This is a genomic window from Streptosporangium sp. NBC_01639 (assembly GCF_045209755.1).
Classification (GTDB): Bacteria; Actinomycetota; Actinomycetes; order Streptosporangiales; family Streptosporangiaceae; genus Streptosporangium.
Window position 1 is genome coordinate 3,638,727 of the sequence record NZ_CP109272.1, and the last position, 20,724, is coordinate 3,659,450.

The following is a 20,724-nucleotide window of genomic DNA, read 5'->3' on the forward strand; positions in this document are numbered from 1 at the left end:
GACCGGGACGTGTTCACAGCGTGATGCGGTCCACCCGGACCGCGCGATCACCCGGGATGACGATCGGGTCCGCCACCTCGACCACACGGCCTCGTGAATGCGTCTGCCGGGTGACGGAGAACACCGGCACGCCCGCGCCGATCCGGAGCATTCCGGCTTCGTCCGGGGTAGGCATGCGCACCGCGGTCTCCTCGGTGATGCCGTCCACCTCGATGCCCAGTGTCCTCAACTGGCCGGTGTTCCCGCCTGGCCAGGGTTCGTTGTGCGGGTCGGCGACCGCCGTACCTTCGACGTCGGCGGCGAGCAGGCATGAGCGGGACATCTGGGAGGGCTCACCGGCGGCGTAGAAAACGAAACGGCGCTCCAGCACTCGGGCGCCGGCCTTGACTCCGAAGAGGTCGGCCAGGCGCGTATCGGCCTCAACCCATCGATAGGCCTTGTCCAACCGATACTGCAACCAGGTGATGTCGGCGTCATGGGTGAACGAGGTCCGCGGAGTGTCCTGAGGACCGGCGTCGACACGGTAGCGGTCCATCGAGATGCGCCGTGCGGGCGGACGCTCGCGGACGAACGTGCCCGATCCCTGCCGGGATTCGACAAGGCCCTCATTGCGCAGGATGTCGAGCGCCCGCCTGATCAGGATGTCGGAGACCCCGTGCTGCTCCGCGAGCACTCGCTGCGGCGGGAGCTTGACACCCGGAGCGAGATCGCCCGATGCGATCTGTTCACGCAGGTGATCGGCGACACGGAGGTAGGCGTGAGGCCTCTCGGTCACGCTCCGCCCCCTCAATCTCGGATTCAACTTGACAGGAGCGTACACGATCAGGCAATTTCGTATACGAAATCACTTTCCGTGTATACGACATCTACGTGGAGTGCTCATGCCCGTCCCCCACGATCCGGCCCATCGTGCACGGCTCTCCTACGTGTGGCAGAACGAGCACTGGCATCTCCTTGAAGACCCCGAACCCACCGTCGTGCTCGTCAGCGACTCTGTGTCCAGAGGCGCACCGTACGTCACCCTCAAGCAGGCCGATTCGGCATTCTGGCGAGCAGTGACCGACAGCATTTTCACCCATGGCGATCGGATCCTTACGGCCGCCTGGGACGGCAGTGAGGTGGCCCTTCTGATCGACCGCAGCACGGGACTGCTTCATCTCGCCTACCGGACTCCACAGGATGCGGCCGCACGTACGTACACCGATGATGTGAAAGCCCGCAGGGACTGGGAAATCAGCGTGCGGGGCATGCTCGCCACCCGGTACCCCGGTTGGGTGGTCTGGCGCAGCGACCACGGCCGGTGGTTCGCCACCCGCCCGCCGCTCAGCCGGGCCGAGGAGGATGCCGGATCCGCCCGCACGGTGTACGCCGACGCGCCGGAAGACCTGGCCGCCTGCCTGAAGGACCAGGCGGAACGGGCCCGGAAGGTGACCCCGTGACCGCCGATCCCGACGCCCCGCGTACGGGCCGGATCCCCTGACCGGTCCGGCGGAGAGGTCGCCCCCGTGCCTCCCGCCGGACTCCCGGGCCCCGGCCTCCGTCCCCCGGAGGCCGGGGCCGCCCCATGTCACCGGCTCCTCGCCGGCGTGGCAGCGCTCGATGGAACTTTGTCCACAAAGCCGGAGTCTGTTACCGAAGTGCCATTCCGGTCAGCGCGTGGGAACGGGAGTGCGAGACAACCAGTGCGCGACGAGGTCGGCCACGATGGCGCCGGCTCGCTCGTTCAAATGAACGTCGTCGATGAGGAGTTGCCTGCCGCCGTAGCGAGCGACCTGATCCCAACTGCGTCCGAGCAGGTGGTGCTGGGCCGCCGCAGCGAGGGCGCGACCGAAGCTGAAGGCGTACTTCGGTCCGGCGCCGTGGCCCTGCCGGAGTGCGTCGACCATTCGCTCGTGCGCGGGGAGATAGGCCACACCCGCGCCGGCCGCGATCTGTTTGATGGCGGCGTTGTAGCCGCTGAGGGTGCGATTGATCGTCGCATCCAGGTCTTCGCCGAGTGGCGGCAGGGACATCAGCGCGATCTTGGCGGTGGTGCGGGTCTTGACGTGGTCGACGATCGCTCGGAGATTGTCTCGGTACTGCTCCAGCGGGACGCCGTTGCGGACGTCGTTGGTGCCGATCAGGAGCGTGACTGCGGCGGGGTGACAGGCTATGACGTCGGCATCGACCCGCTGACGTAGGTCGGCCGTGGTGTTGCCGTTGATGCCCGCGTTGACGAACTGGTATCCCCGGTGCCGGGGATCGGCGCGTAGCGCGCTCACCCAGTCGGCGCCGAGCCTGCCCTGGGTCATGCTGGCACCGGCCGCGACCACGATGGGGCGCGTGCCTGGTGTGCTTCCCGGCGCGCAGGCGTCGGCGGGCGGGTTGTCGGCCGGGCGGAGAAAGGTGAGATAGCCGACGGCTCCGGTGCCCGTGAGCACGGCGGCCAACAGCAGGCACAGGGTGATGACGATGCGTTTCTTCATGGTCAGTACCCCAGTGCGATGCTGTGGCCGATGGCGGCCGGGTCGGCCAGCGCGGCCAGGGTGGCGTGGGCGAGGTCGGCGCGGGCGATGGTGATGCCGCGGCGCACATTGCGGTCGATGGCGGTGCGGTAGGGGCGGCGTGTGCCGTTGGTGAGCCGCGGTGGCCGCATGATCGTCCAGTCGAGTCCGCTGGCGCGCACAGCCTCATCGGTGCGGGCGAAGTCGGCGAAGGTGTTTCGGAGCAAGCGCCGCAGCACCGGCTTGACCAGGACACGGTTGAGCAGATCGTCGCCCTCGTCGACGATGTGCCCGCCGGCGGTGACGACGAGCAGACGGCGGATTCCGGTGGTGCGCATCGCGGTGATGATCGCTCGGGCGCCGTCGGCGCACACCGACCCGCTTCCTCCGGGCCGGGGCCCCAGGGCGGACACGACGGCGTCTTGTCCGGTCAGGCTCGCGCCGATCGCATCGGCGTCCATCGCATCGGCGATCACCACGTCGATCCGGGGATGATCCGCCCGGCGCAGGCGAGCCGGATCGCGGACGATCGCGGTGACGTGATGACCGGCGGTGAGCGCCTGGTCGAGGAGGTGCTGCCCGGTGCCACCGGTGGCCCCGAAGATGGCCAGGTTCATCTTAACTCCCGGTTAGTAAACGCTCGCTAACTGCTAAAATGAAGTTAGCGAGCGTTTACTAACTTCGTCAAGCGACAGAGGAGCAGCAATGGGCACCAGGGATGTGATCCTCGACGCGGCAGCCGAGGTCATGGCCAAGCAGGGATTGGCCAACGTGACCACGCGCCAGATCGCGCGGGCCGCCGGGTTCACCGAGGCGGCCCTCTACAAACATTTCGCCAACAAGGCAGACCTGCTCGTCGCGGTGATGCGTGAACGGTCACCCGGCTTCGGCTGGCTCGAGGAGGTACTCCGCGGCAGAGTCGAAACCGGAGACGTTGTGATCAACCTCACCGCCATCGCCGAAGCGGCCATCACCTTCTATCGCAGTGGCTTCCCGATGTTCGCCTCCATGTTCGCCGACCCGGAGACGCTGGCGGCTCACAAGGCGGAGTTGGTACGCGTTGCCGCCGGACCGCACAAGGTCAACGATGCGGTCGCCGCATACCTGCGCGCCGAACAGCAACAGGGTCGGCTGCGACCGGAGGCCGACGTCCAAGCCGCCGCAGGACTGCTGCTCGGCGCCTGCTTCCAACACGCCTTCCTCGGCCACATGGCCGCACCCGACCACCGCGACACCCGTGAGGCGGCGGCAGGCTTCGCCCGCACCCTCATCGAGGGGCTCGCCCCTCACCTGGCCGATTGACCTCCAGTCCTCGCGTCTGCCGTAGAAGACATGATCTCGTCGTTCAACCCGGCCACCTGTGACCCCGCAGGCGCAGACCCTCACCGACACCATCCGGTACGGCATCGCGCACACCCAGGCCCGGGACCGGCTCCGCCCCCTGCTGACCTGCCGAGCCGCCTGGGAAAGCTTCCCCACCGAGCTACCCATCGTCGAAGGGGCGGTGATCCGCTCCCAGGTCGACCACCTGCCCTCCGGCGGCGGTCCCAAGCCGGCCGGTCCGCAGAGACCGATCAGAGGTGTCGGAGTAGTCCGCCAAGCGGTGCGCAGCGATCTCAGACCGACGCCGGCTTCCGGAGAGTCCGGAGACTGAATCGCTTGCCGGGCACCATAGATGGACGGCCTCGGTCGCATCTAAGCGGATGAGACCCGAGGAGAGCCTTGCATCCCGACCAACAACGCGACTTCACCGAATTCGTGGCCAGCCGATCGGACAGCCTGATCAGGCTCGCCTACGTCCTGACCAACGACCAGCACGCCGCCGAGGACCTGCTGCAGACAGCGCTGATGAAGACCGCCGGCCACTGGCGGAAAATCCGCGGCAATCCCGAGGCCTACGTGCGGCGGGTGATGTACCACGAGCAGGTCGGCCGCTGGCGAAGTCCCCGCTGGGGCCGCGAACGAGTGGTCCAGGCACTTCCCGAGCAGCCGGTTCTCGACCGCACCGGCGAAGTCGAGAACCGGCTCACCCTGCGACAGGCGCTGCGTGCCCTGCCGGTGCGCAAACGCGCGGTGCTGGTGCTGCGCTACTACGAAGACCTCTCCGAATCGGAGGTCGCGAAGATCATGGGCTGCTCGGTGGGGACCGTCCGCAGCCAGACCCATCAGGCGATCGTCCGGCTCCGCGAACTGGTCGGCGAACCCATCACCCTGGAGGCCTGACATGACCGTCAACGAGCAGAAGATCGCCGACGAGCTGCGGCTGATCGCGGGCGAGGCCCAGCCGGTCAACGCGCTCGCCTACGCCTCCCGGGCGGCCACCGGAGCATCGCGGCGCCGCCGGCTGTCGTGGTCGCTCGCCGGACTCGCGGTCGCCGCGGCCTCCGTGGTCGGCGTACTCGTCGTGATCCCCTCCGCCGGAGGCCAGAACATCGCCGCGCAGGTCGCCGGACTGCCGCAGAACACCCCCGAGCAACTGCGGGCGGTACGTGAATGCATGCCCATGGGAGGCCCGGTGCACAGCATGGACGGCAAGCAGCGGATTCCCGAACACGGCAAGACGGAGGACTTCCGCGTGCTGGTGGAGTACCGGGACGCGGTGGGGTCGACGGCACTCGTCGGCAGCACCGCCGGGTTCGTGTTCTGCACACCGCAGAAGTACGAGGCGTTCGCCGAGCGCGCGGTGTTCACCTACTGGGGCTACCAGCCCCCCGGTGATCTGGCGGCCGCTCTGTCCGGAAGCCTCACCGTGGATGCCTACGAGGTGCAGACGGACTCACACGGCATGCGGGACGACGACCAGAGCGGCGGCTCCTACCGGGTCGTGGCCGGGCGCGTCGCACCCGGCGTGCGGCGAGTGGAGATCGACTGGGCGGACGGACGGCGCACCGATGCGCAGGTGGCCAACGGCTTCTTCGTCGGGCGGGTGCTCGGGAAATCGGTCTCGGATCCTGAAGGCGGCGTAGACGCATCGGGCGAACCCATGACAATCCTCGACACCCCCTCGGTCACCGTGACCGCCTACGACGAGACGGACCAGGTCGTCGGGCAGGAGAAGGACGTCACCTACGCCTGGCGGGGTCCCGCGTCCCGGCCCACTCCCAGGAACTGACCACCACCGCGGCGGGCCGTCTCCGGCGGGTCAAAACGTGATGTGAGTGCGTCAAGCACAGTTGTGCCCTGCGGAAACAGGGGCCCGCGGGGCATAACTGTCCATGAGGGGTGCGGCTCCCGGCCGTGTCCCTCTCGGAAGTCACCTCGGGGCGGCGGTGCGGACGAGCTTCGGGTAGTCCTTGAGCTCGATGTCCGTGGCGAACCAGTCCGTCATCTTCAGCATCGCCTTCATCAGGAACCTGCGCTTGAACATCCAGTTCCGCATCCTGATCTTCGCCGGAGTGGCCGGGGCGAGGAAGGGCCCGGCGGTGCCCTGCCTGGCCACCTTGGCGTAGCCGCGGAACACGTCGTTGTAGTTCTGGAACGCCGTCCGGTGCTCCCCTCCGGCCGCCGCCAGCTCTCCGGCCAACACGTACGCACCCACCAGGGCCAGTCCGGTGCCGAAGCCGCCCAGGGTGTTGCCGTAGGCGGCGTCGCCGAGCAGCACCACCCGGCCCTTGGCGTACCGGTCGATGTGGACCCGGCTGATCGAGTCGAGGTAGAGGTCGCGCGCGTCCGGCACCTTGGCCATGAGCTCGGGGATCTTCCAGCCCCCGCCCCGGTAGGCGTCGAGGAGGATCCGCTTCTGCTGACCGGTGTCGTAGCGGTCGTAGTCGAGCTGCTCGGAGGCGAAGACGAAGAACGCGGGCGCCTTGGGGCCGCCGACCGACACCATCCTGCCCGGCTCGTTGTACATCGCGCCGCTGAAACCGGTGTCGATGTCGGCCAGCGCGTAGTAGTAACCGAGGAATTTCACATACTCCGACTCGGGGCCGAAGGCCAGCCGCCGGACGTTGGAGTGGATGCCGTCCGCGCCCACCACGAGGTCGAAGGTGCGCGGCGCGCCGCGCTCGAATGTGACGTGCACACCGGTCTCCGTCTCGGTCAGCGAGGTGATGGAGTCGCCGAAGACGTACTCGCAGTTTCCCGCGGTCCTCTCGTACAGCAGGGCGGCGAGGTCACCGCGGAGGATCTCGACGTCGCCGCCGCTGAACTCGCCCGGCATGACCGTCAGCCGTCTGCCGTTCGCGTCGACGATGACCTGGTCGGCCCCGCCGGTCTGGCGCCGCCGTACCTCCTCGAGGATTCCCATGCGCTCCAGCACGGTGTGGTGGGTCGTGCCCTTGAAGTCGACGGCCTGGCCGCCGAGCCGGAGCGCGGGTGCCCGCTCGACGACGGTGACGGTGAAGCCGTAGCGGTTCAGCCAGTAGGCGAGGGCGGGGCCGCCGATGCTCGCGCCGGAGATGAGGACCGTGGTGTTCTTCATGTCCGGAAGCTTCGCGGGAGGCGCTGACAGCTCACCGCACATCGGCTGACACCCACCCGGCTCCGCCGTCGGCCGCTGTCAGTGCCGTCCGTGCGAGTCGGCCGGTCGCCGGCGAACGTTGTCACCGGATGCCCGGTGAGACCGGCAGGGATCGGCCTTTGAGGTGGCGGTGCTCAGGGTGAGGCACGGTCGCCGTGTCCTCACCCTGAGCCTGCTGAGCGTTACTCCCTCCACTGCTCCGCCGGTGACACACCGGAAAGCGGCCTGCCGATGAGGGCCAGGGAGATGAAGAAGCAGACCTGGCCGATCGCCATGGTGAGCGTGGCGAGCGCCCTGTCGTCGTAGTGCTCGGACGCTTGGGCGTACAGCTCGTCGGAGACGCGCTCACCGGCCGGGTTCGGCGTGAGGACGGCCTCCACCAGCGCCAGCGCGGCCCGTTCGGCATCAGTGAAGTAGGGCGCGTCCTGCCAGGACGCCACGGCGGTGATGCGCTCCTCTGTTTCCCCGGCCTTGCGGAGGTTGCCGGTGTGCAGAACGGTCAGGTACGTGTTGCCGACGATCTGTCCGGCGCGCAACTGCACCAGACTGATGACCGCCTGCGGAATCGAACCGTTCCCGGTGGCCTTGAACAGGGCTCCGCCGATTTCCTTCAGCTCGGGGACGAGCCGGGCGGGGTTGGGCAGACGCGACTGGAGGGCGTCCTGAGTGGTCGTGGTCATAGCGGGGTCTTCCTTTTCGGATCTCATTGGTGTGTCACCGCTCTGACGGCTCGCAAGGAGTGGAGGTGACCGGTGCGAGAAAGAATTCGTCTCCGCGCTTCGTGTCACCTTTTCGGGTTCGATCCGTCAGCGGTACGGCACAGTTGAGGAAAGGGAATGCGACCGTGAAGCCCACTGACTTTCTGGCCGTCCGGTTCGAGGACCATCGCCCCCATCTGAAGGGGGTCGCCTACCGCATGCTCGGCTCGCTGACAGAGGCCGAAGACGCGGTTCAGGAGGCGTGGCTGCGGCTGGCCCGCTCGGACGCCGGCGACATCGACAACCTCGGCGGCTGGCTGACCACCGTGGTCGGCCGGGTGTGTCTGGACATGCTCCGCACCCGGAAAGGGCGGCGTGAAGAGCCGCTGGAAACCCGTCTGCCGGATCCGGTGGTCAGCCGTGAAGATGCCGCCGACCCGGAGCAGCAGGCGCTGCTGGCCGACTCGGTGGGGCTGGCGCTGCTGGTGGTGGTGCTGGAATCGCTGACTCCGGCGGAACGGTTGGCGTTCGTGCTGCACGACATGTTCGGTCTGCCGTTCGCACAGATCGCGCCCATCGTGGACCGCACACCCGTGGCGACCAAGAAGCTCGCCAGCCGGGCGCGCCAGCGGGTTCGCGGCTCGGCCCCGAGTCCTGACCCCGATCTGGCCGATCAGCGCCGGGTAGTGGATGCGTTCCTCGCCGCCGCCCGCGGCGGCGAGTTCGACGCGCTGCTCGCCATCCTCGATCCCGATGTGGTGCTGCGCGCCGACGGCGGTGTTCTCACCGGTGGCCTGAAGATCATCAGTGGTGTCGCGGCCGTGGCCGGGCAGGCTCCCACCTTCCAGCGCATGGCCACCGCCGCCGTCACCCACCCTGTGCTGATCAATGGACTCGCCGGCCTGGTCAACACCGTCGACGGTCAGCCGATCTCCGTCATAAGCTTCATCGTCGCCGACGGCAAGATCACCGCGATCGACATCCTGTCCGACCCCGACCGGCTGGCCCACCTCGACCTCCCCTGCCTGGAGCCCTGATCCCGCCCCGTAACGGAGGCCATCCGTCCAGCCGAGGGCCGCCGAATCGATCACAGGCGTCGGGCCGCCGGCCACATCCGAGCTCTCCGCGCGCGGCATCCGGCCCCGTGCGTACCTGAGAAACGCCGAAGGGAAGCGGCCGACGCCGGCGATCCTCAGCGGGGCCCTCCGGCCGGGTGCCCGCCCCATTCGGCGTCCTCCCCCGGCCCGCCGCTCTCGCCGCTCTCGCCGTCGAGCACCTTCAGCGCCTCGTCGCGGCGCATCGCGGCCCCGCGAGCGAACGCCGACGCGAACGCCTCCGCACCGGCGAGGTCACGGGCGCCCGCGGCGACCCGGGCGACGTCGCGGTCACCGGCCACGGACATCCCGCGCAGCGCCACCGCCACACCGAGCAGCAGTGCCGCCCGTTCCCCCGCACCCTCCGACAGGACGGCTTCCGCCTGCCCCTCGACGGCGTCGGCGATGTCCGTCGTCAGGGGGGACCTCCGCGCCGAGGCCAGCGCCTGGCGGTGGCGGCGGCGGGTCTCGGCGGGATCGTCCTCGGCTCCGGCCAGCCGCCCCAGGGCGGTGAGCACGCGCGCCCGCGCTCCGTCGGCACCGAAGGTCCCGGTCTCCGAGGCTTTCAGCGCCGCGTCGAGCCGGAGCCGGGCCCCGGCGAGATCGCCTTCGAGCCGCGCGATCCCGCCCAGGCCCAGGTGGACCCCGGCGGACACGTCCGGCCGTCCCGCCTTGCGGGTGAGCTCCTCGGCACGCCGGTAGTCGATGGCGGCGGCGGCGAGATCCCCCTCACGCACCAGCCCCTCGGCCCGGCGCTCCAGCACGTCCGCGGTCTCCTCCAGGGCGCCGAGCTCCTCAAGCAGCGCCACCGCCTCCCCCCACAGCTCACGGGCACGCGCCCACTCTCCGCGCCGGCTCGCGATGAGGGCCAGCCAGTCGAGCCCCTGGGCCGTTCCCCAGCGTTCCCCCAGAGAACGGAAGCGGGCCAGCGACTCCCGAAGCTCCTTCTCGGCCCCGGCCGGGTCACCGTCGAGCACCGCCAGCAGGGCCATGCTCAACCGCCCCAGGGCCAGATTCCACGGGTCGGAACCGAACAGCCGGTCGCTTCCGGGTTCGACGGCTCCCGACGGACCCGCGACCATGCCCCACAGGGCGACGGTGAAGGGGTGCCGCGCCGGCCGGTCCAGCGACCCCATGATCGCTCCGGCCCGTTCCCAGTGCTCGGGCCCCGCTCGGGGTACGGCATGCGTCACGCACATGACGTACTCCTCCGCCAGCCCCGCGGGAGGCAGGCCGATCGCGTCGAGAAGCTCGGCGGCCGCCTCACCGGCGTGGCTGCGCCGTCCGCTCAGCCACCAGTACGCCGCCAGCGCGGCGATCAGTCGCAGCGCCGTCTCCCTGTCCTCGCGTACGGCCCGGCGCAGCGCGGCCATCAGGTTGCCGTGCTCGGCGGAGAGCCGCTCCAGCCACCGGAGCTGCTCGGCCCGGCGCAGGTGGGGGTCCGCGCGCTGCGCGAGGTCCAGGAAGTAACGGGCGTGGGCACCGTGCAGACGCTCGCGCTCCCCTGCCTCGTCCAGCTTCTCCGCGCAGAACAGCCCGATCGTGTCGAGCATCCGGTATCGGTCGCCGTCCGTCTCGACCAGCGACTTGTCCACCAGGTCGGCCAGCAGCTCGGCGGCGTCATCCATGCCGCAGACCTCCTCGACCGCCTCCAGGGAGGCGCTCCCCGCGAACACGGTGAACCGCCTGGCCAGCGCCTGCTCGGCCGGGGTGAGAAGATCCCAGCTCCATTCCACCACCGCGCGCAAGGTCCGGTGCCGGGCCGCCGCCGTACGGTCGCCGCGCGACAGCAGCCGGAACCGGCCGTGCTCGGCCAGGCGTGCGGCGATCTCCTCGACGGTGAACGTCCGCAACCGCGCCGCCGCCAGCTCGATGGCCAGGGGCAGCCCGTCCAGCGTCGCGCAGATCCGGGTGACCGTCTCCACATTGTCCCGCCGTACCTCGAACCCCTGCTGTACGGCGGCCGCCCGATCGGCGAACAGCCGCACGGCCGGGTAGGACAGCGCGGCGGACGGCGGGGAGTCCGGTGGCGGGGTGTCCAGCGGCGCCAGCGGCACCAGCGTCTCACCGGTGATGCCCAGAGGCTCCCGGCTGGTGGCCAGGACGCTCAGCCCTGGGCACTCGCCCAGCAGCCTGCGGGCCAGCGTGGCGGCGGCGGTGACGACGTGCTCGCAGTTGTCGAGGATGAGCAGCAGTTCCCGGCCGGCGAGCGCCGACACCAGACGCTCCGTGGGATCCGGCACGCGCAGTGGCTGGAACCCGGTCTCACGCAACCCGAGGGCGTCGAGTATCGCCTGCGGCACCTGGTCGCCGCCGGACGGGAAGGCACCGCCGGTCGAAGAGGCGCCACCGGGTGAGGAAGCGCCGTCGAACGGGGAGGCACCGCCGGTCGAGGAGGCGCTTCCGGGTGAGGAGGCGCTGTCGAGCGGGGAGGTGCCGCTACGGAGTGGGGAGAGATCGGCGAAGCACACCTCGTGCCGCCCGCGCCCGGCCGCCTCGATCGCCAGCCGGGTCTTGCCGGTGCCGCCCGGCCCGATGATCGTGATCAGCCGGGAGTCGCGCAGTCCGTCGATCCTGGCGAGCTCCTGTTCACGCCCCACGAAGCTGCTGAGCTGGGCCGCGAGCCGTCGCGGTGCCGTCGCGGACCGCTCGGCGCGCAGGACGGCCAGGTGGACCTCGGCGAGCTCGGGCGAAGGGTCGGCGCCGAGTTCCTCGGCGAGCAGGCGCCGGGTCTCCTCGAACACCGCCAGCGCCTCGGCCTGCCGTCCCGCCGCGTACAGGGCGCGCATCAGCTGCCCAGTGAGCCGTTCCCGCAGGGGATGCGCGGCTGCCAGTCGCCGCAGGTCGGCGACGGAGGCACCCTCGGGAAGGGCGAGCTCCGCCTCGGCGAGATCCTCCGCCGCCGCCAGCCGGAGCTCCTCCAGCCGCGCCGCCTGCGCCTGCCCGAACGGCAGGTCGGCCAGGGCCGCTCCCCGCCACAGGCCGAGCGCCTCCCGCAGCAGGTCGGCGGCGGCCGGATGAAGGCCCGCGGCGAGCTGCCGCCTTCCCTCGCGGGCGAGCCGCTCGAACCGGTGTGCGTCGACGTCGTCGGGATCAATCGCGAGCCGGTATCCGGATCCGTGGAACTCGACCAGTTCGGCGGGCAGGCTGCGGCGGAGCCGGGACACCTGAGCCTGCAGCGCGTTGGCGGCGCCGGGCGGGGGGTCGTCGCCGTACTGGCCGTCGATCAGCTGCTCCACACCGACCACCCGGTCCGCGTTCAGCAGCAGCATCACCAGCAGGGCACGCGGCCGCGGCCCGCCCACGGAGATCGCCTCGCCGGTGGGTGACCGTACGTCCAGGGGGCCGAGGATGCCGAACCGCATGATGCCGATTGTCCCCCATGCTCCCAGTCGGGCGGCCCGGCGAGCCCCGTGACGCGGTGCGCCTCCATGACCGTGCGGGTGGCCGCCCAGCAGGTAAAAGGTTCTGCGCCACGTCCGGGAAGCCCGTTCCCGGACGGTCGGTCCGGAGTACCTTCGGTTGCCTCGGGGCCACCGGGGCGGCGGCCGTACGGCCGGCAGGCGCGTCGACATCATGGGAGCGGGGAAGATGACGGTCATCGCAGCGGTGCTGCTCGCATTCGGTCTGGTGCTCACGGGCTGCAACGCGGTGGAGGTGGGTGGCGTCAGCGGCCCGGTGGAGGTGGGAGGTGCCGACGCCCCGGAACAGCATGAAACCGTCTCCTACGACGTGTCCGGCGAACTGACCGCGCTGCGGGTGGCGACCGGAGCCGGAACCATCGATGTGACGGAGTCCGCCAGGTCGGGCGCCCGGGTCACCGAAACCCTCCGGTGGAAAGGCCCCAAGCCCGTCACCCGGCACGCAGTGGACGGCGGAACGCTGACCCTGGACCACACGTGCCCGTCCGACGACAAGGTGTGGCACAACCGGATGTGCGTGGTGGACTACCGGGTGGAGATCCCGCACGGCCTGGAGGTCAAGGCCGACGCCGGAGCGGGAACGGTCACGTTGCACGCGCTGTCGGGCACGGTGGAGGCGCGGTCGGGAGCCGGCGACGTCGAGGCCGACAACCTGTCGGCCGAACGGATCACCGCCTCGTCCGGCACCGGCGGGGTGCGACTGACCTTCAGCGGCCCGCCCGAGTCGGTCGAGGTGCGGACCGCCACCGGTGACGGCGTGGTGCGCCTGCCACAGGGCTCGTACCACGTCGTGACCGGCACGGTCACGGGGAGGGAGCGGATCGGCGTCGTGGACGACCCCGCCTCGCCGCGCTCGGTCCGGGTCACCAGCGCCACGGGGGACATCGACATATCGCAGAGGTGAGACGGTTCTCGTCCCGTTTCGTGGGCTGGTCCTGGTTCATAGCGAAAGCGTCCGGTCATGTCGTTGTTCGTATGATCTGGACGCCTGTTTTTCGGAACTACTCGGTCAGCTGCACCCGGGTGGCGGGAGATCCCTCCACGGCCGTGTAGCGGCGCAGGTCGTCGCCGGTGAGCGGAGCTCCGGGAAGGGTGAATTCCGATCCGGCGCGCAGGCCGCTCAGCATGATCTCCACCACGCGGGAGACGGCCTGCTCGTCGGGCGTGTCCAGTGGCGTGTAGACGTGCACGGTCATCAGCAGGGCGATGTCGCCGGGGCCGATGTCGCCGCGCAGGATTCCGTCCGCCTGCGCCTGCTCGGTCATCTGCAGGACGACGGCGATCACCCGCTGCCGTATCTCGTGCAGGTCGCGCCCGGCTCGGAGTTGCTGGTGCAGGTGCGGATCGAGCTTTGCCGACAGTGTGCCCAGCCGCAGTTCGGTGGAGGCGCGCAGAAAGCGGCACAGCGCGTGCCAGGCGTCGGGCTCTTCCCGCCAGGCGGTCTCCGCCAGGTCCGCCAGGCGGCGAAGGCTCTCTTCGCAGACCACGCGGAGCAGCGCGTCCCGGTCGGAGAAACGGCGGTACAGCGTGCCGATGCCGACGCCCGCCCGGCGCGCCACCTCCTCCAGCGGCACATCGATGTCCTGCTCCAGGAACAGCTTCTGGGCGGCCGCGATGATCCGGTCCCGGTTGCGGCGCGCGTCGGCGCGCAGCCCCGTCGTCCCCTGAGGGTTCTCCGTCTCCACTGCCACCTCAACCGAGAATTGGATGTTTTTCCTCCGCTTAGAGTACCATCGAGAAAGTGGAGGAAATTCATCCAGTTAGTGAGGCGTCATGAGCGAGCGCACAGTACTGATCTCCGGGGCCGGCGTCGGCGGCCCGACAGCGGCCTACTGGCTGGCCCGGCACGGCTTCCGCGTCACCGTCGTCGAACGCGCCCAGGGATTACGTTCCAGCGGGAACCCGGTGGACGTCAGAGGGAGCGCCGTGGACGTCGCCGAACGGATGGGGCTGCTGTCCCGGCTGCGCGAGGCCGCCACCGGCACGACGGGGCTCAGCTTCGTCAACGCCTCGGGCAGGCGGATCGGCCGGATGGACATGCGCGCCGTGCAGCAGGCGGACGAGGTCGAGTTGCCACGCGGCGACCTCGCGTCGATCCTGTACGAGGCGAGCCGCGACCATGCCGAGTTCCTCTTCGACGACTCCATCGCCTCCCTCGACCAGGACGAGCACGGGGTCGAGGTCACCTTCGACCGCGCCGATCCCCGCCGCTTCGACCTGGTGATCGGGGCCGACGGCCTGCATTCGACGACGCGCCGGCTGGCGTTCGGGGCGGAGAGCGGACTCGCGCGCCACATGGGCCTCTACGTGGCGACGACACCGCTCGGCGGCCGGACCGGACCCGGCCGAGACATCCTCATGCACAACACGCCCGGCAAGGCGGTCGCCGTCAGCCCCACCCCCAGCGGCGACCTGGCGTTCTTCCTCTACCGCAGCCCGGCGGAGCCCGGCTTCGACTACCGCGACACCGAGCAGCACAAGCGGCTGCTGACCAGCGCGTTCGCAGACGTGTCCTGGCGGGTGCCCGACCTGCTGGAGCACGTGCGCACCGCCGAGGACCTCTACTTCGACTCGGTCAGCCAGGTACGCCTGCCCCGCTGGTGGAACGGCCGGGTCGCGCTCCTCGGCGACGCCGCGTCCTGCGTGTCGCTGTTCGGAGACGGCTCCACCCTCGCCATGACGGGAGCCTTCACCCTCGCTGAAGAACTGGCCTCCAGCCCGGACGATCCCCAGGCGGCCTTCCGCCGATATGAGACCACGCACCGACGCCTGGTGGAACCCAAACAGCGAAACGTCGGACAGGCGGCGGCGCTCCTCGTCCCCGCGACACGACTCGGCATCCTGGCGCGGAACCTGGCCACCCACCTGTGGCCCGCCGTGGCCGTCGCCACACGGCTGAGGCATACCCTCAGCAGGACTCCGGCAGTGCCGTAAACCTCATACCGAACGATCGACGACGCCCGGCGGGAGGCCGCCGAGGAGGACCCATGACGTCCGCCACCGTGATCGACGGACAGGTTCCGGTTGAACTGTCAGCGTGTCAGCGCAGGACCCACAACTGCCAGAAGGGATGGTCCGAATCGCACCGGGAGTCGCTTGCGTAGCCGCTGCGCTCCAGTGCGGCCCCCTTGTCCAGGCACCGCAGGTAGGACGAGAACGTGTCGTAGTACCGCCACGTGGCCAGGACGGACTGCGTGGAGGTAGCAGTCGACGACGCGGCCGAAGCCGTGGTGGTCCCGACTACGCCCACACCTGCCGTCATGGCCAGGGCTGTTCCAAGTATGGCTACCCGAATGCTTGCTCGGCTTCTCATGGCCTCTCCAAGATCGCGGACACCTGTCGCAGCCGACAGTACAGACTCCTCGTGATCATGCCAATGGTTGATCAAAATCTTGAAGCCGCCATCCGGCGAGAAGCACGACCGGTCGGGCAGCGCCGAGGCCCTCGCACGTGCCTTCCAGGGGGGCGTCGGCCAGTGCCGGCTTCTCGGACGTCGCCGGCCGACGAGGCGGCTCAGTCGGTCCGGCCCGGAACGCTCGCCGGGCCGGAGCGGGGCGGGCCGGGGCACTGCGTCGGCCGGGCGGTCGTGACCTGATCCGTTTCGATCCCGGTGGAGTGGAGGAGTCCGATCAGCGCATCGGCGCTGTCATGTTCCGCTGTCCCAGGTGGCCGGCGTGATCCCGTCCTGCCGCAGGCGGAATTTCTCGATCTTCTGCGTCGGTGTCTTCGGAAGGGCCGGCACCAACTCGATGTAGCGGGGCACCATGAAGCGCGGCGCCGTCTCCCGGCAGAACGCGTGCAGCTCTTCGGGGGTCAGCCCCGCCCCGGGTCTGAGCACGACGACGGCCTTGAGGTCCTCCTCGGTGAGCTCGCTGGGCACACCGATGGCGGCTGCCTCCAGCACCGCCGGATGCCTGATCAGCAGTTGTTCCACCTCGTAGGCGGAGATGTTCTCGCCCCTCCGGCGGATGGAGTCGCTGAGCCGGCCCTCGAAGGTCAGGTATCCGTCGTCGTCCAACGTGCCGAGATCACCGGTGTGCAACCAGCCGTGCCTGAAGACCTGCGCCGTGGCCTCGGGCATCGCGTGGTAGCCGTTCATCGTCAGCCCCGGCTCGCGGCCGCGCACGACGATCTCGCCGACATGTCCGCTGGGCAACGGCTGTCCGCTGTCGTCCACGATCCGGACGTCGAACTCCGGGATCACCAGGCCGCAGGTCCCCGGTCTCTGCGGACCGTCGACGGTGTCATAGACGGGGATCCCACCGTCGGTCAGGCCGTAGATCCCTCTGAGCGGGATGCCGAACCGCTCCTCCCAGCCGCGTCGCCACTCGGGCATCGGCACTCCCCACGCCAGCCGTACCCGGTGGTCGCGGTCTCCGGCACCGGGCGGCTGTTTCCACAGGATCGTCAGCGTCGCGCCCATGAAGTTGAAAACGGACGCGTCGAAGGCGCGGACCTCCGCCCAGAACCGTGAGGCGCTGAAGCGGCGGCTCAGCGCGGCGGTGCCCCGGCACGCCAGAGCCGCCACGACGGTCAGCGTGGCCGCGTCGATGTGGAACAGCGGGAAAGGGCAGTACAGGACGTCGCCCGCCCGCAGCCCCAGATGCTCGGCGTGCAGCTGTCCCTGCCGGGCCAGGTATCGGTGTGACAGGACGCACGCCTTGGACGCACCGGTCGTGCCGGAGGTGAACAGCATGGTCGCCGCGGCCAGCTCGTCGACCTCGGTGACGGAGGCCGGGTCCGTGCAGCGCCGATAGCCGGCCAGGTCCTCGAACCGGTCGTCGCTCGTGACGCCGTTCACGATGACCCGCTTCAGCTCGGGAAGCCGATCGAGCACGGGCGTGAGGACCGGTAGCAGCTCGGCATCGGCGATCAGCACCGAGGCCTCCGCCACCCGCAGGGCGTGGATGAGACGGTCCCCGAGCAGGGCGGTGTTGAGGGGAGCGTGGACGGCACCCAGCCGGGCCAGGGCGAACCAGACGAGAACCTGGTCGAGGCTGTTGTGCATCAGCAGGGCGACACAACTGCCCGCCCCCATTCCAGCCTGGGCGAAGGCCGTCGCGAGCCCGGCCGACTGCTGCTCGGCCTGCCGGTAGGTCAGGTCTCCCTCGCTTGTGCGCAGGAAGACCGCATCGGGGATGACGGCTGCCGCCCGGGTGAGCATGGCGGTGATGGTGGCTCCGTCACTGTCACTGTTCCCTGCCGGCTGCCGTGTCACTGAGATGGACTCCCGAGGCCGAAGAGGCGGGCGGCGTTGTCATGCATGAGGGCCTGGAGCGCCGCGTCCGGCAGCCCCGAGGCGCGCCATTCCGCGATGGCGCGGGTGGGGGAGATCATGGGCCAGTCGGTGCCGTAGAGCACCTGATCACGTAGGACGTTGGGCATCATGCCGAACAGCGGGTCCCACCCGGTCCCGGCCCTGGCGACGTACTTCGGTGCCAGGGCGCCGAACTCCAGGTAGACCGTCGGATGGCGGCGAGCCACCGCGCAGTACTCGGTCACCCAGGGCCAGCCGGCGTGGCTGGCGATCAGCGTCAGGTCGGGGAAGTCGCAGGCCACCTGGTCCAGCAGCTCCGGCCGTTCGTGGCGCAGCGGGTGCATGCGGCTGTAGGTGATGCCCGTGTGCACGGCGACGATCAGGCCGAGCTCTTCGGCGCGGGAGTACATCGGGTAGAGGCTGCGGTCGTCGATGTCGAGTCCGAAGAACGCCGGCTGGAGTGTGATCCCGAGCAGGCCGAGGTCGGCGATCGAGGCCGCCTGCCGGGCGATCCGGGTCGGCCGGACACCCGCGACGTCGACGCAGCCGATACCCGCGAAGCGGTCGGGATGTTTGGCCAGGACCTGGCACAGCGCCTCATTGAGCGCGTCGGCCGACTCGCCTCCCTCTGACTCGGCGTGCATGACCGCCCGGCCGACGCCTTCGACGTCCATGACCTGGAGCAGGTCGGCCAGACCGCCGGTGTTCATCTTGTCGGTCAGCTGCAGGACTCTGTCGTACTGCTCGGTCTGCCGCCTGGGCGCGGCATAGGTGGGGCTGGGACGGAGCTCCTGGGGGAGCCGCACCCGGGCGTCGATGATGTTCATCCGGCAGCCTCCGTGCTCGCTGTGAACGTGTGATCGGTGGCGGGCTCGCTGGCCAGCCGGATGGGGACCGGCAGATCCCCGGACTCCTCGCGGCTCACTGGCGGGACTCCGACAAGCCGGCAGGCGAACTCGGCGAACCGGTCCTGAACGTCGGTGACGGCCAGCCGCCCGTCCGGGCGGTACCAGTTGGCGACTCCGTTGCACATCTCCAGAAGTGCCAGCCGGGCGAGGCGGAGATCGGTGAGCTGGAAGACGCCCGTGCGCGCGCCGCGTTCGATGACCTTGGCGAAGATCGACTCATAGTCGTCGCGCATACCGATGAGTGCTTCGCGATCCTCCGACGTCAGGGCGCGCATCTCCTGGTCGGTCACCTTGGCCGTCAGCGGATTGAGCGCGGACAGTCCCACGTGCGCCCGCACCAGGCGTGCCAGCTGAATGCCGGGGTCGGCCGACGCGCCGACCGCATCGATCGCGGAGCGCAGCAGCTCGTCAAGGCACGAGCGCATGATGCCGGAGAGGATCTCCTCCTTGCCTCCGGCGTAGTGGTACAAGGTCGCGGAGTTGATGCCCGCGGTACGTCCGAGCTCGCGGATGCCGGTCGCGGCGTACCCCTTCTGGGCGAACAGCCAGACCGCCGCCTGCTGGATCTCCGCAAGCTTCACGAGCGACTCCCAATCGATCGATTGGGATAACGGTAACCAGCCCGGCGAGATCGCGTCAACCACGCATAGGGCACTTCTCCGTTATAAGCCCTCATATCTGTGTATTCCTGCGGCAGAGGCTCCGAAATCCATCCGTCTCGCCTTGCTCGTGGAATTCATAGCCAGTCGATCGATCGATGGAAACGTCTTATTCGGGTCCGATGAGGTGAGCGGGCGCCGGATGCCGACCGGCGCCCGCCAGGCGGTGGCCTCAGCGCCGCCAGAGCACGGCCGAGGTGGTGGTGCCGTCGAGGAGGACATCACCGTTCCAGGTCAGGAACGACTGCTGGGGGAGGTAGTCCTGGCCGAGGAGGAAGCCGCGATTGATCGCGGTGACGTGTACGGCCGCGCCGGTGTCGGTGCCGACCACGACGCGGTGGGCGGTCACCTCGGCGATGTCGTCGGCCGTCGTACCGGCGGGCAGTTCGACGGTGGTGGCCGCCGCGTCGTCACGCTGGAGGGACCAGGTCGGATCACCGTGGTGCGACAGATAGACGGTGTCGCCGTTGACGAGGCGTACGCCGAGCGAGACACCGACCCAGGACGTCCCCGTGTTGGCCGACTGCGTGGTCTTCTTGACCACCGCGTACAGATAGTTGCGCTGGTCGCTCACCTCCGCGGTGGCCGGCGTCGCCGCCGATGCCGCCTCGATCTTGCCCTCGCGGAGCATCTCCTTCGCCATGATCTCGTAGATCCAGGGGTTGGTGTCCAGGAGGTGCTCGCGGGCTTGACCGGCCGGCAGGGTCGGCAGGGCCGACAGGAAGAACCGCATGGGGTCGTCCACGACGTCGCACATGTTGTTGTTCGACGTGCACGTCTCCAGCAGGGCGTGGTCGCCCTCGTACCGGCCGGAGAAGTGCAGTGTCTCGTGGTTGGCGGCCTGGTAGGTGTCGCTGCCCGCGACCCGGTTGCCGTGCTCGTCGACTTCGACGGCGTAGATCCACTCGATGTCGGTCGTCCGCCCCCAACGGGCCATCAGCGCCGGCGTGTTCGTCCCGCCGTCCTCATTGCTCCACACCACCGAGTAGGTGAGCTTCGTGTGGCCGGGAGTGGCGGCCGGCACCGCATCGTGCCAGGCGATGAGCGGGGTGTCGGTGGTCGCGTTCTGGTACGGGTTCCCGAGGGCTGCGATGTTGCGCCCGTAGACGACCGGCGCGTACCGCAGCACCTGGTGCTCGGAACTTCCCGGCGCGTACGTCGAGACCTTCAGCGTGTCCACCACGACCGACGTGCTCACCGCCGCGGAGCGTTCGCCCGCGAAACGCAGTCGCAGCTGATGCACCCCGGCGGTGAGCCGCCCCAGCGCGAGCTGCCGGTGCAGGGACTGCTTACCGGAGACGACAAGATCGGTGGCGTACCGGTTGTCGACCGAGATGGAGACGACCGCCGACTCGGCACCCGCCACCGCCCAGTCCGTACCCGGTGCGACCGCGTTCAGGTCGACGACCGCCTCGCCGGACTTCCGCACGACGACCGGCACCCGCACGTCCGGGTGGTCGCGGCGGACCGAAAAATGCTTCGTATGGGCGGTATCGCTCGGCTTCCCGTGTGCCAGAACCGGGGCTGCCAAGCCCGCCACAGCCAAGGCGACGGCCACCGGAACGGTTAACAGTCGGACAACGCGCATCAGGTTCCTCCATTGCAGAGACGGTGCCGCGGGCGGGTGCGCGAGGCCGAAAGAGCCAGGGGACACGCCCGCGAACAAAACCGATCAGCTGCAAGGTCTAACGATCGAGGCTGACCTGCCGGCCAATACCGGGGAACCGGCCGTTGAAGACCGGGA

Annotated in this window: 20 protein-coding genes; 8 read left to right on the forward strand and 12 right to left on the reverse strand. The window is 69.6% G+C overall.

All coding sequences use genetic code 11. From position 1 onward, the window contains the following. Positions 1-13 precede the first annotated feature (13 nt). Positions 14-775, reverse strand: a complete 762-nt coding sequence (locus OHA77_RS16230; protein ID WP_406318894.1) for a GntR family transcriptional regulator — start codon at positions 773-775, stop codon at positions 14-16. A 106-nt stretch (positions 776-881) separates the two neighbouring features. Here OHA77_RS16230 and OHA77_RS16235 point away from each other — a divergent pair, with 106 nt between their 5' ends. Further along, on the forward strand, positions 882-1,439 hold the full coding sequence (locus OHA77_RS16235; RefSeq protein ID WP_406318895.1) for a hypothetical protein: 558 nt from the start codon (positions 882-884) through the stop codon (positions 1,437-1,439). Positions 1,440-1,649: 210 nt separating this feature from the next. Here the strand turns inward: OHA77_RS16235 and OHA77_RS16240 are convergent, their stop codons facing one another. Continuing rightward, positions 1,650-2,465 carry an SGNH/GDSL hydrolase family protein gene (locus OHA77_RS16240; protein ID WP_406318896.1) on the reverse strand — a complete coding sequence of 272 codons (816 nt, stop codon included), beginning with the start codon at positions 2,463-2,465 and terminating at the stop codon, positions 1,650-1,652. A 2-nt stretch (positions 2,466-2,467) separates the two neighbouring features. Beyond that, a complete protein-coding gene (locus OHA77_RS16245) occupies positions 2,468-3,100 on the reverse strand; it encodes an NAD(P)-dependent oxidoreductase (protein WP_406318897.1) in 633 nt (210 codons plus the stop codon). An 88-nt stretch (positions 3,101-3,188) separates the two neighbouring features. Here OHA77_RS16245 and OHA77_RS16250 point away from each other — a divergent pair, with 88 nt between their 5' ends. The 4 genes from OHA77_RS16250 (at position 3,189) to OHA77_RS16265 (ending at position 5,595) form a co-directional block, all read left to right on the forward strand. Then, the gene (locus tag OHA77_RS16250) at positions 3,189-3,785 is read left to right on the forward strand and encodes a TetR/AcrR family transcriptional regulator (protein ID WP_406318898.1); all 597 of its coding nucleotides are present in this window, start codon (positions 3,189-3,191) and stop codon (positions 3,783-3,785) included. Between the two features lie 58 nt (positions 3,786-3,843). Beyond that, complete coding sequence (locus OHA77_RS16255; protein ID WP_406318899.1) at positions 3,844-4,137, forward strand: hypothetical protein; 294 nt, start codon at positions 3,844-3,846, stop codon at positions 4,135-4,137. 68 nt (positions 4,138-4,205) lie between these two features. Next, positions 4,206-4,706, forward strand: a complete 501-nt coding sequence (locus OHA77_RS16260) for a SigE family RNA polymerase sigma factor (RefSeq protein WP_406318900.1) — start codon at positions 4,206-4,208, stop codon at positions 4,704-4,706. A 1-nt stretch (position 4,707) separates the two neighbouring features. Beyond that, the gene (locus tag OHA77_RS16265; RefSeq protein WP_406318902.1) at positions 4,708-5,595 is read left to right on the forward strand and encodes a hypothetical protein; all 888 of its coding nucleotides are present in this window, start codon (positions 4,708-4,710) and stop codon (positions 5,593-5,595) included. A 141-nt stretch (positions 5,596-5,736) separates the two neighbouring features. Here the strand turns inward: OHA77_RS16265 and OHA77_RS16270 are convergent, their stop codons facing one another. Beyond that, entirely contained in the window at positions 5,737-6,903 is a 1,167-nt protein-coding gene (locus OHA77_RS16270; protein WP_406318903.1) for an FAD-dependent monooxygenase, read from the reverse strand. Positions 6,904-7,124: 221 nt separating this feature from the next. Further along, positions 7,125-7,622 (reverse strand): carboxymuconolactone decarboxylase family protein, encoded by a 498-nt coding sequence (locus OHA77_RS16275; RefSeq protein WP_406318904.1) that lies wholly within the window; start codon positions 7,620-7,622, stop codon positions 7,125-7,127. Between the two features lie 164 nt (positions 7,623-7,786). Between OHA77_RS16275 and OHA77_RS16280 the strand changes: the two genes are divergently transcribed. Further along, positions 7,787-8,677: a sigma-70 family RNA polymerase sigma factor gene (locus tag OHA77_RS16280; protein ID WP_406318905.1), complete on the forward strand. Its 891-nt coding sequence runs from the start codon at positions 7,787-7,789 to the stop codon at positions 8,675-8,677. Between the two features lie 155 nt (positions 8,678-8,832). Here OHA77_RS16280 and OHA77_RS16285 read toward each other — a convergent pair whose 3' ends face one another. Further along, a complete protein-coding gene (locus OHA77_RS16285; RefSeq protein ID WP_406318906.1) occupies positions 8,833-12,099 on the reverse strand; it encodes a BTAD domain-containing putative transcriptional regulator in 3,267 nt (1,088 codons plus the stop codon). 226 nt (positions 12,100-12,325) lie between these two features. Between OHA77_RS16285 and OHA77_RS16290 the strand changes: the two genes are divergently transcribed. After that, positions 12,326-13,060: a hypothetical protein gene (locus OHA77_RS16290; protein WP_406318907.1), complete on the forward strand. Its 735-nt coding sequence runs from the start codon at positions 12,326-12,328 to the stop codon at positions 13,058-13,060. A gap of 97 nt (positions 13,061-13,157) precedes the next feature. On the opposite strand, the gene OHA77_RS16295 is transcribed toward OHA77_RS16290, so the two are convergent. Continuing rightward, positions 13,158-13,847: a TetR/AcrR family transcriptional regulator gene (locus tag OHA77_RS16295; protein WP_406318908.1), complete on the reverse strand. Its 690-nt coding sequence runs from the start codon at positions 13,845-13,847 to the stop codon at positions 13,158-13,160. 82 nt (positions 13,848-13,929) lie between these two features. Here OHA77_RS16295 and OHA77_RS16300 point away from each other — a divergent pair, with 82 nt between their 5' ends. Beyond that, positions 13,930-15,090, forward strand: coding sequence for an FAD-dependent monooxygenase (locus tag OHA77_RS16300; RefSeq protein WP_406318909.1), 1,161 nt, complete (start codon positions 13,930-13,932; stop codon positions 15,088-15,090). A 106-nt stretch (positions 15,091-15,196) separates the two neighbouring features. Here the strand turns inward: OHA77_RS16300 and OHA77_RS16305 are convergent, their stop codons facing one another. The 5 genes from OHA77_RS16305 to OHA77_RS16325 all read right to left on the reverse strand — a co-directional run bounded on the left by OHA77_RS16305 (position 15,197) and on the right by OHA77_RS16325 (position 20,427). Beyond that, positions 15,197-15,418 carry a hypothetical protein gene (locus OHA77_RS16305; protein WP_406318910.1) on the reverse strand — a complete coding sequence of 74 codons (222 nt, stop codon included), beginning with the start codon at positions 15,416-15,418 and terminating at the stop codon, positions 15,197-15,199. A gap of 384 nt (positions 15,419-15,802) precedes the next feature. Beyond that, entirely contained in the window at positions 15,803-17,320 is a 1,518-nt protein-coding gene (locus OHA77_RS16310) for an AMP-binding protein (protein WP_406318911.1), read from the reverse strand. 50 nt (positions 17,321-17,370) lie between these two features. Further along, a complete protein-coding gene (locus tag OHA77_RS16315) occupies positions 17,371-18,240 on the reverse strand; it encodes an amidohydrolase family protein (protein WP_406318912.1) in 870 nt (289 codons plus the stop codon). Beyond that, a complete protein-coding gene (locus OHA77_RS16320) occupies positions 18,237-18,902 on the reverse strand; it encodes a TetR/AcrR family transcriptional regulator (protein ID WP_406318913.1) in 666 nt (221 codons plus the stop codon). Before OHA77_RS16320 ends, OHA77_RS16315 begins: the two co-directional genes overlap by 4 nt. A gap of 250 nt (positions 18,903-19,152) precedes the next feature. Beyond that, positions 19,153-20,427, reverse strand: coding sequence for a hypothetical protein (locus OHA77_RS16325; RefSeq protein ID WP_406318914.1), 1,275 nt, complete (start codon positions 20,425-20,427; stop codon positions 19,153-19,155). Between the last annotated feature and the right edge of the window lie 297 nt (positions 20,428-20,724).

What these genes read in the sequence shown, in the direction of transcription:
- OHA77_RS16290 (WP_406318907.1), top strand. Translation starts at nt 12,326, where the DNA reads ATGACGGTCATCGCAGCGGTGCTGCTCGCATTCGGTCTGGTGCTCACG.
- OHA77_RS16300 (WP_406318909.1), top strand. Translation starts at nt 13,930, where the DNA reads ATGAGCGAGCGCACAGTACTGATCTCCGGGGCCGGCGTCGGCGGCCCG.
- OHA77_RS16240 (WP_406318896.1), bottom strand. Translation starts at nt 2,465, where the DNA reads ATGAAGAAACGCATCGTCATCACCCTGTGCCTGCTGTTGGCCGCCGTG.
- OHA77_RS16235 (WP_406318895.1), top strand. Translation starts at nt 882, where the DNA reads ATGCCCGTCCCCCACGATCCGGCCCATCGTGCACGGCTCTCCTACGTG.
- OHA77_RS16250 (WP_406318898.1), top strand. Translation starts at nt 3,189, where the DNA reads ATGGGCACCAGGGATGTGATCCTCGACGCGGCAGCCGAGGTCATGGCC.
- OHA77_RS16270 (WP_406318903.1), bottom strand. Translation starts at nt 6,903, where the DNA reads ATGAAGAACACCACGGTCCTCATCTCCGGCGCGAGCATCGGCGGCCCC.
- OHA77_RS16265 (WP_406318902.1), top strand. Translation starts at nt 4,708, where the DNA reads ATGACCGTCAACGAGCAGAAGATCGCCGACGAGCTGCGGCTGATCGCG.
- OHA77_RS16315 (WP_406318912.1), bottom strand. Translation starts at nt 18,240, where the DNA reads ATGAACATCATCGACGCCCGGGTGCGGCTCCCCCAGGAGCTCCGTCCC.
- OHA77_RS16245 (WP_406318897.1), bottom strand. Translation starts at nt 3,100, where the DNA reads ATGAACCTGGCCATCTTCGGGGCCACCGGTGGCACCGGGCAGCACCTC.
- OHA77_RS16275 (WP_406318904.1), bottom strand. Translation starts at nt 7,622, where the DNA reads ATGACCACGACCACTCAGGACGCCCTCCAGTCGCGTCTGCCCAACCCC.
- OHA77_RS16305 (WP_406318910.1), bottom strand. Translation starts at nt 15,418, where the DNA reads ATGACGGCAGGTGTGGGCGTAGTCGGGACCACCACGGCTTCGGCCGCG.
- OHA77_RS16310 (WP_406318911.1), bottom strand. Translation starts at nt 17,320, where the DNA reads ATGCTCACCCGGGCGGCAGCCGTCATCCCCGATGCGGTCTTCCTGCGC.
- OHA77_RS16285 (WP_406318906.1), bottom strand. Translation starts at nt 12,099, where the DNA reads ATGCGGTTCGGCATCCTCGGCCCCCTGGACGTACGGTCACCCACCGGC.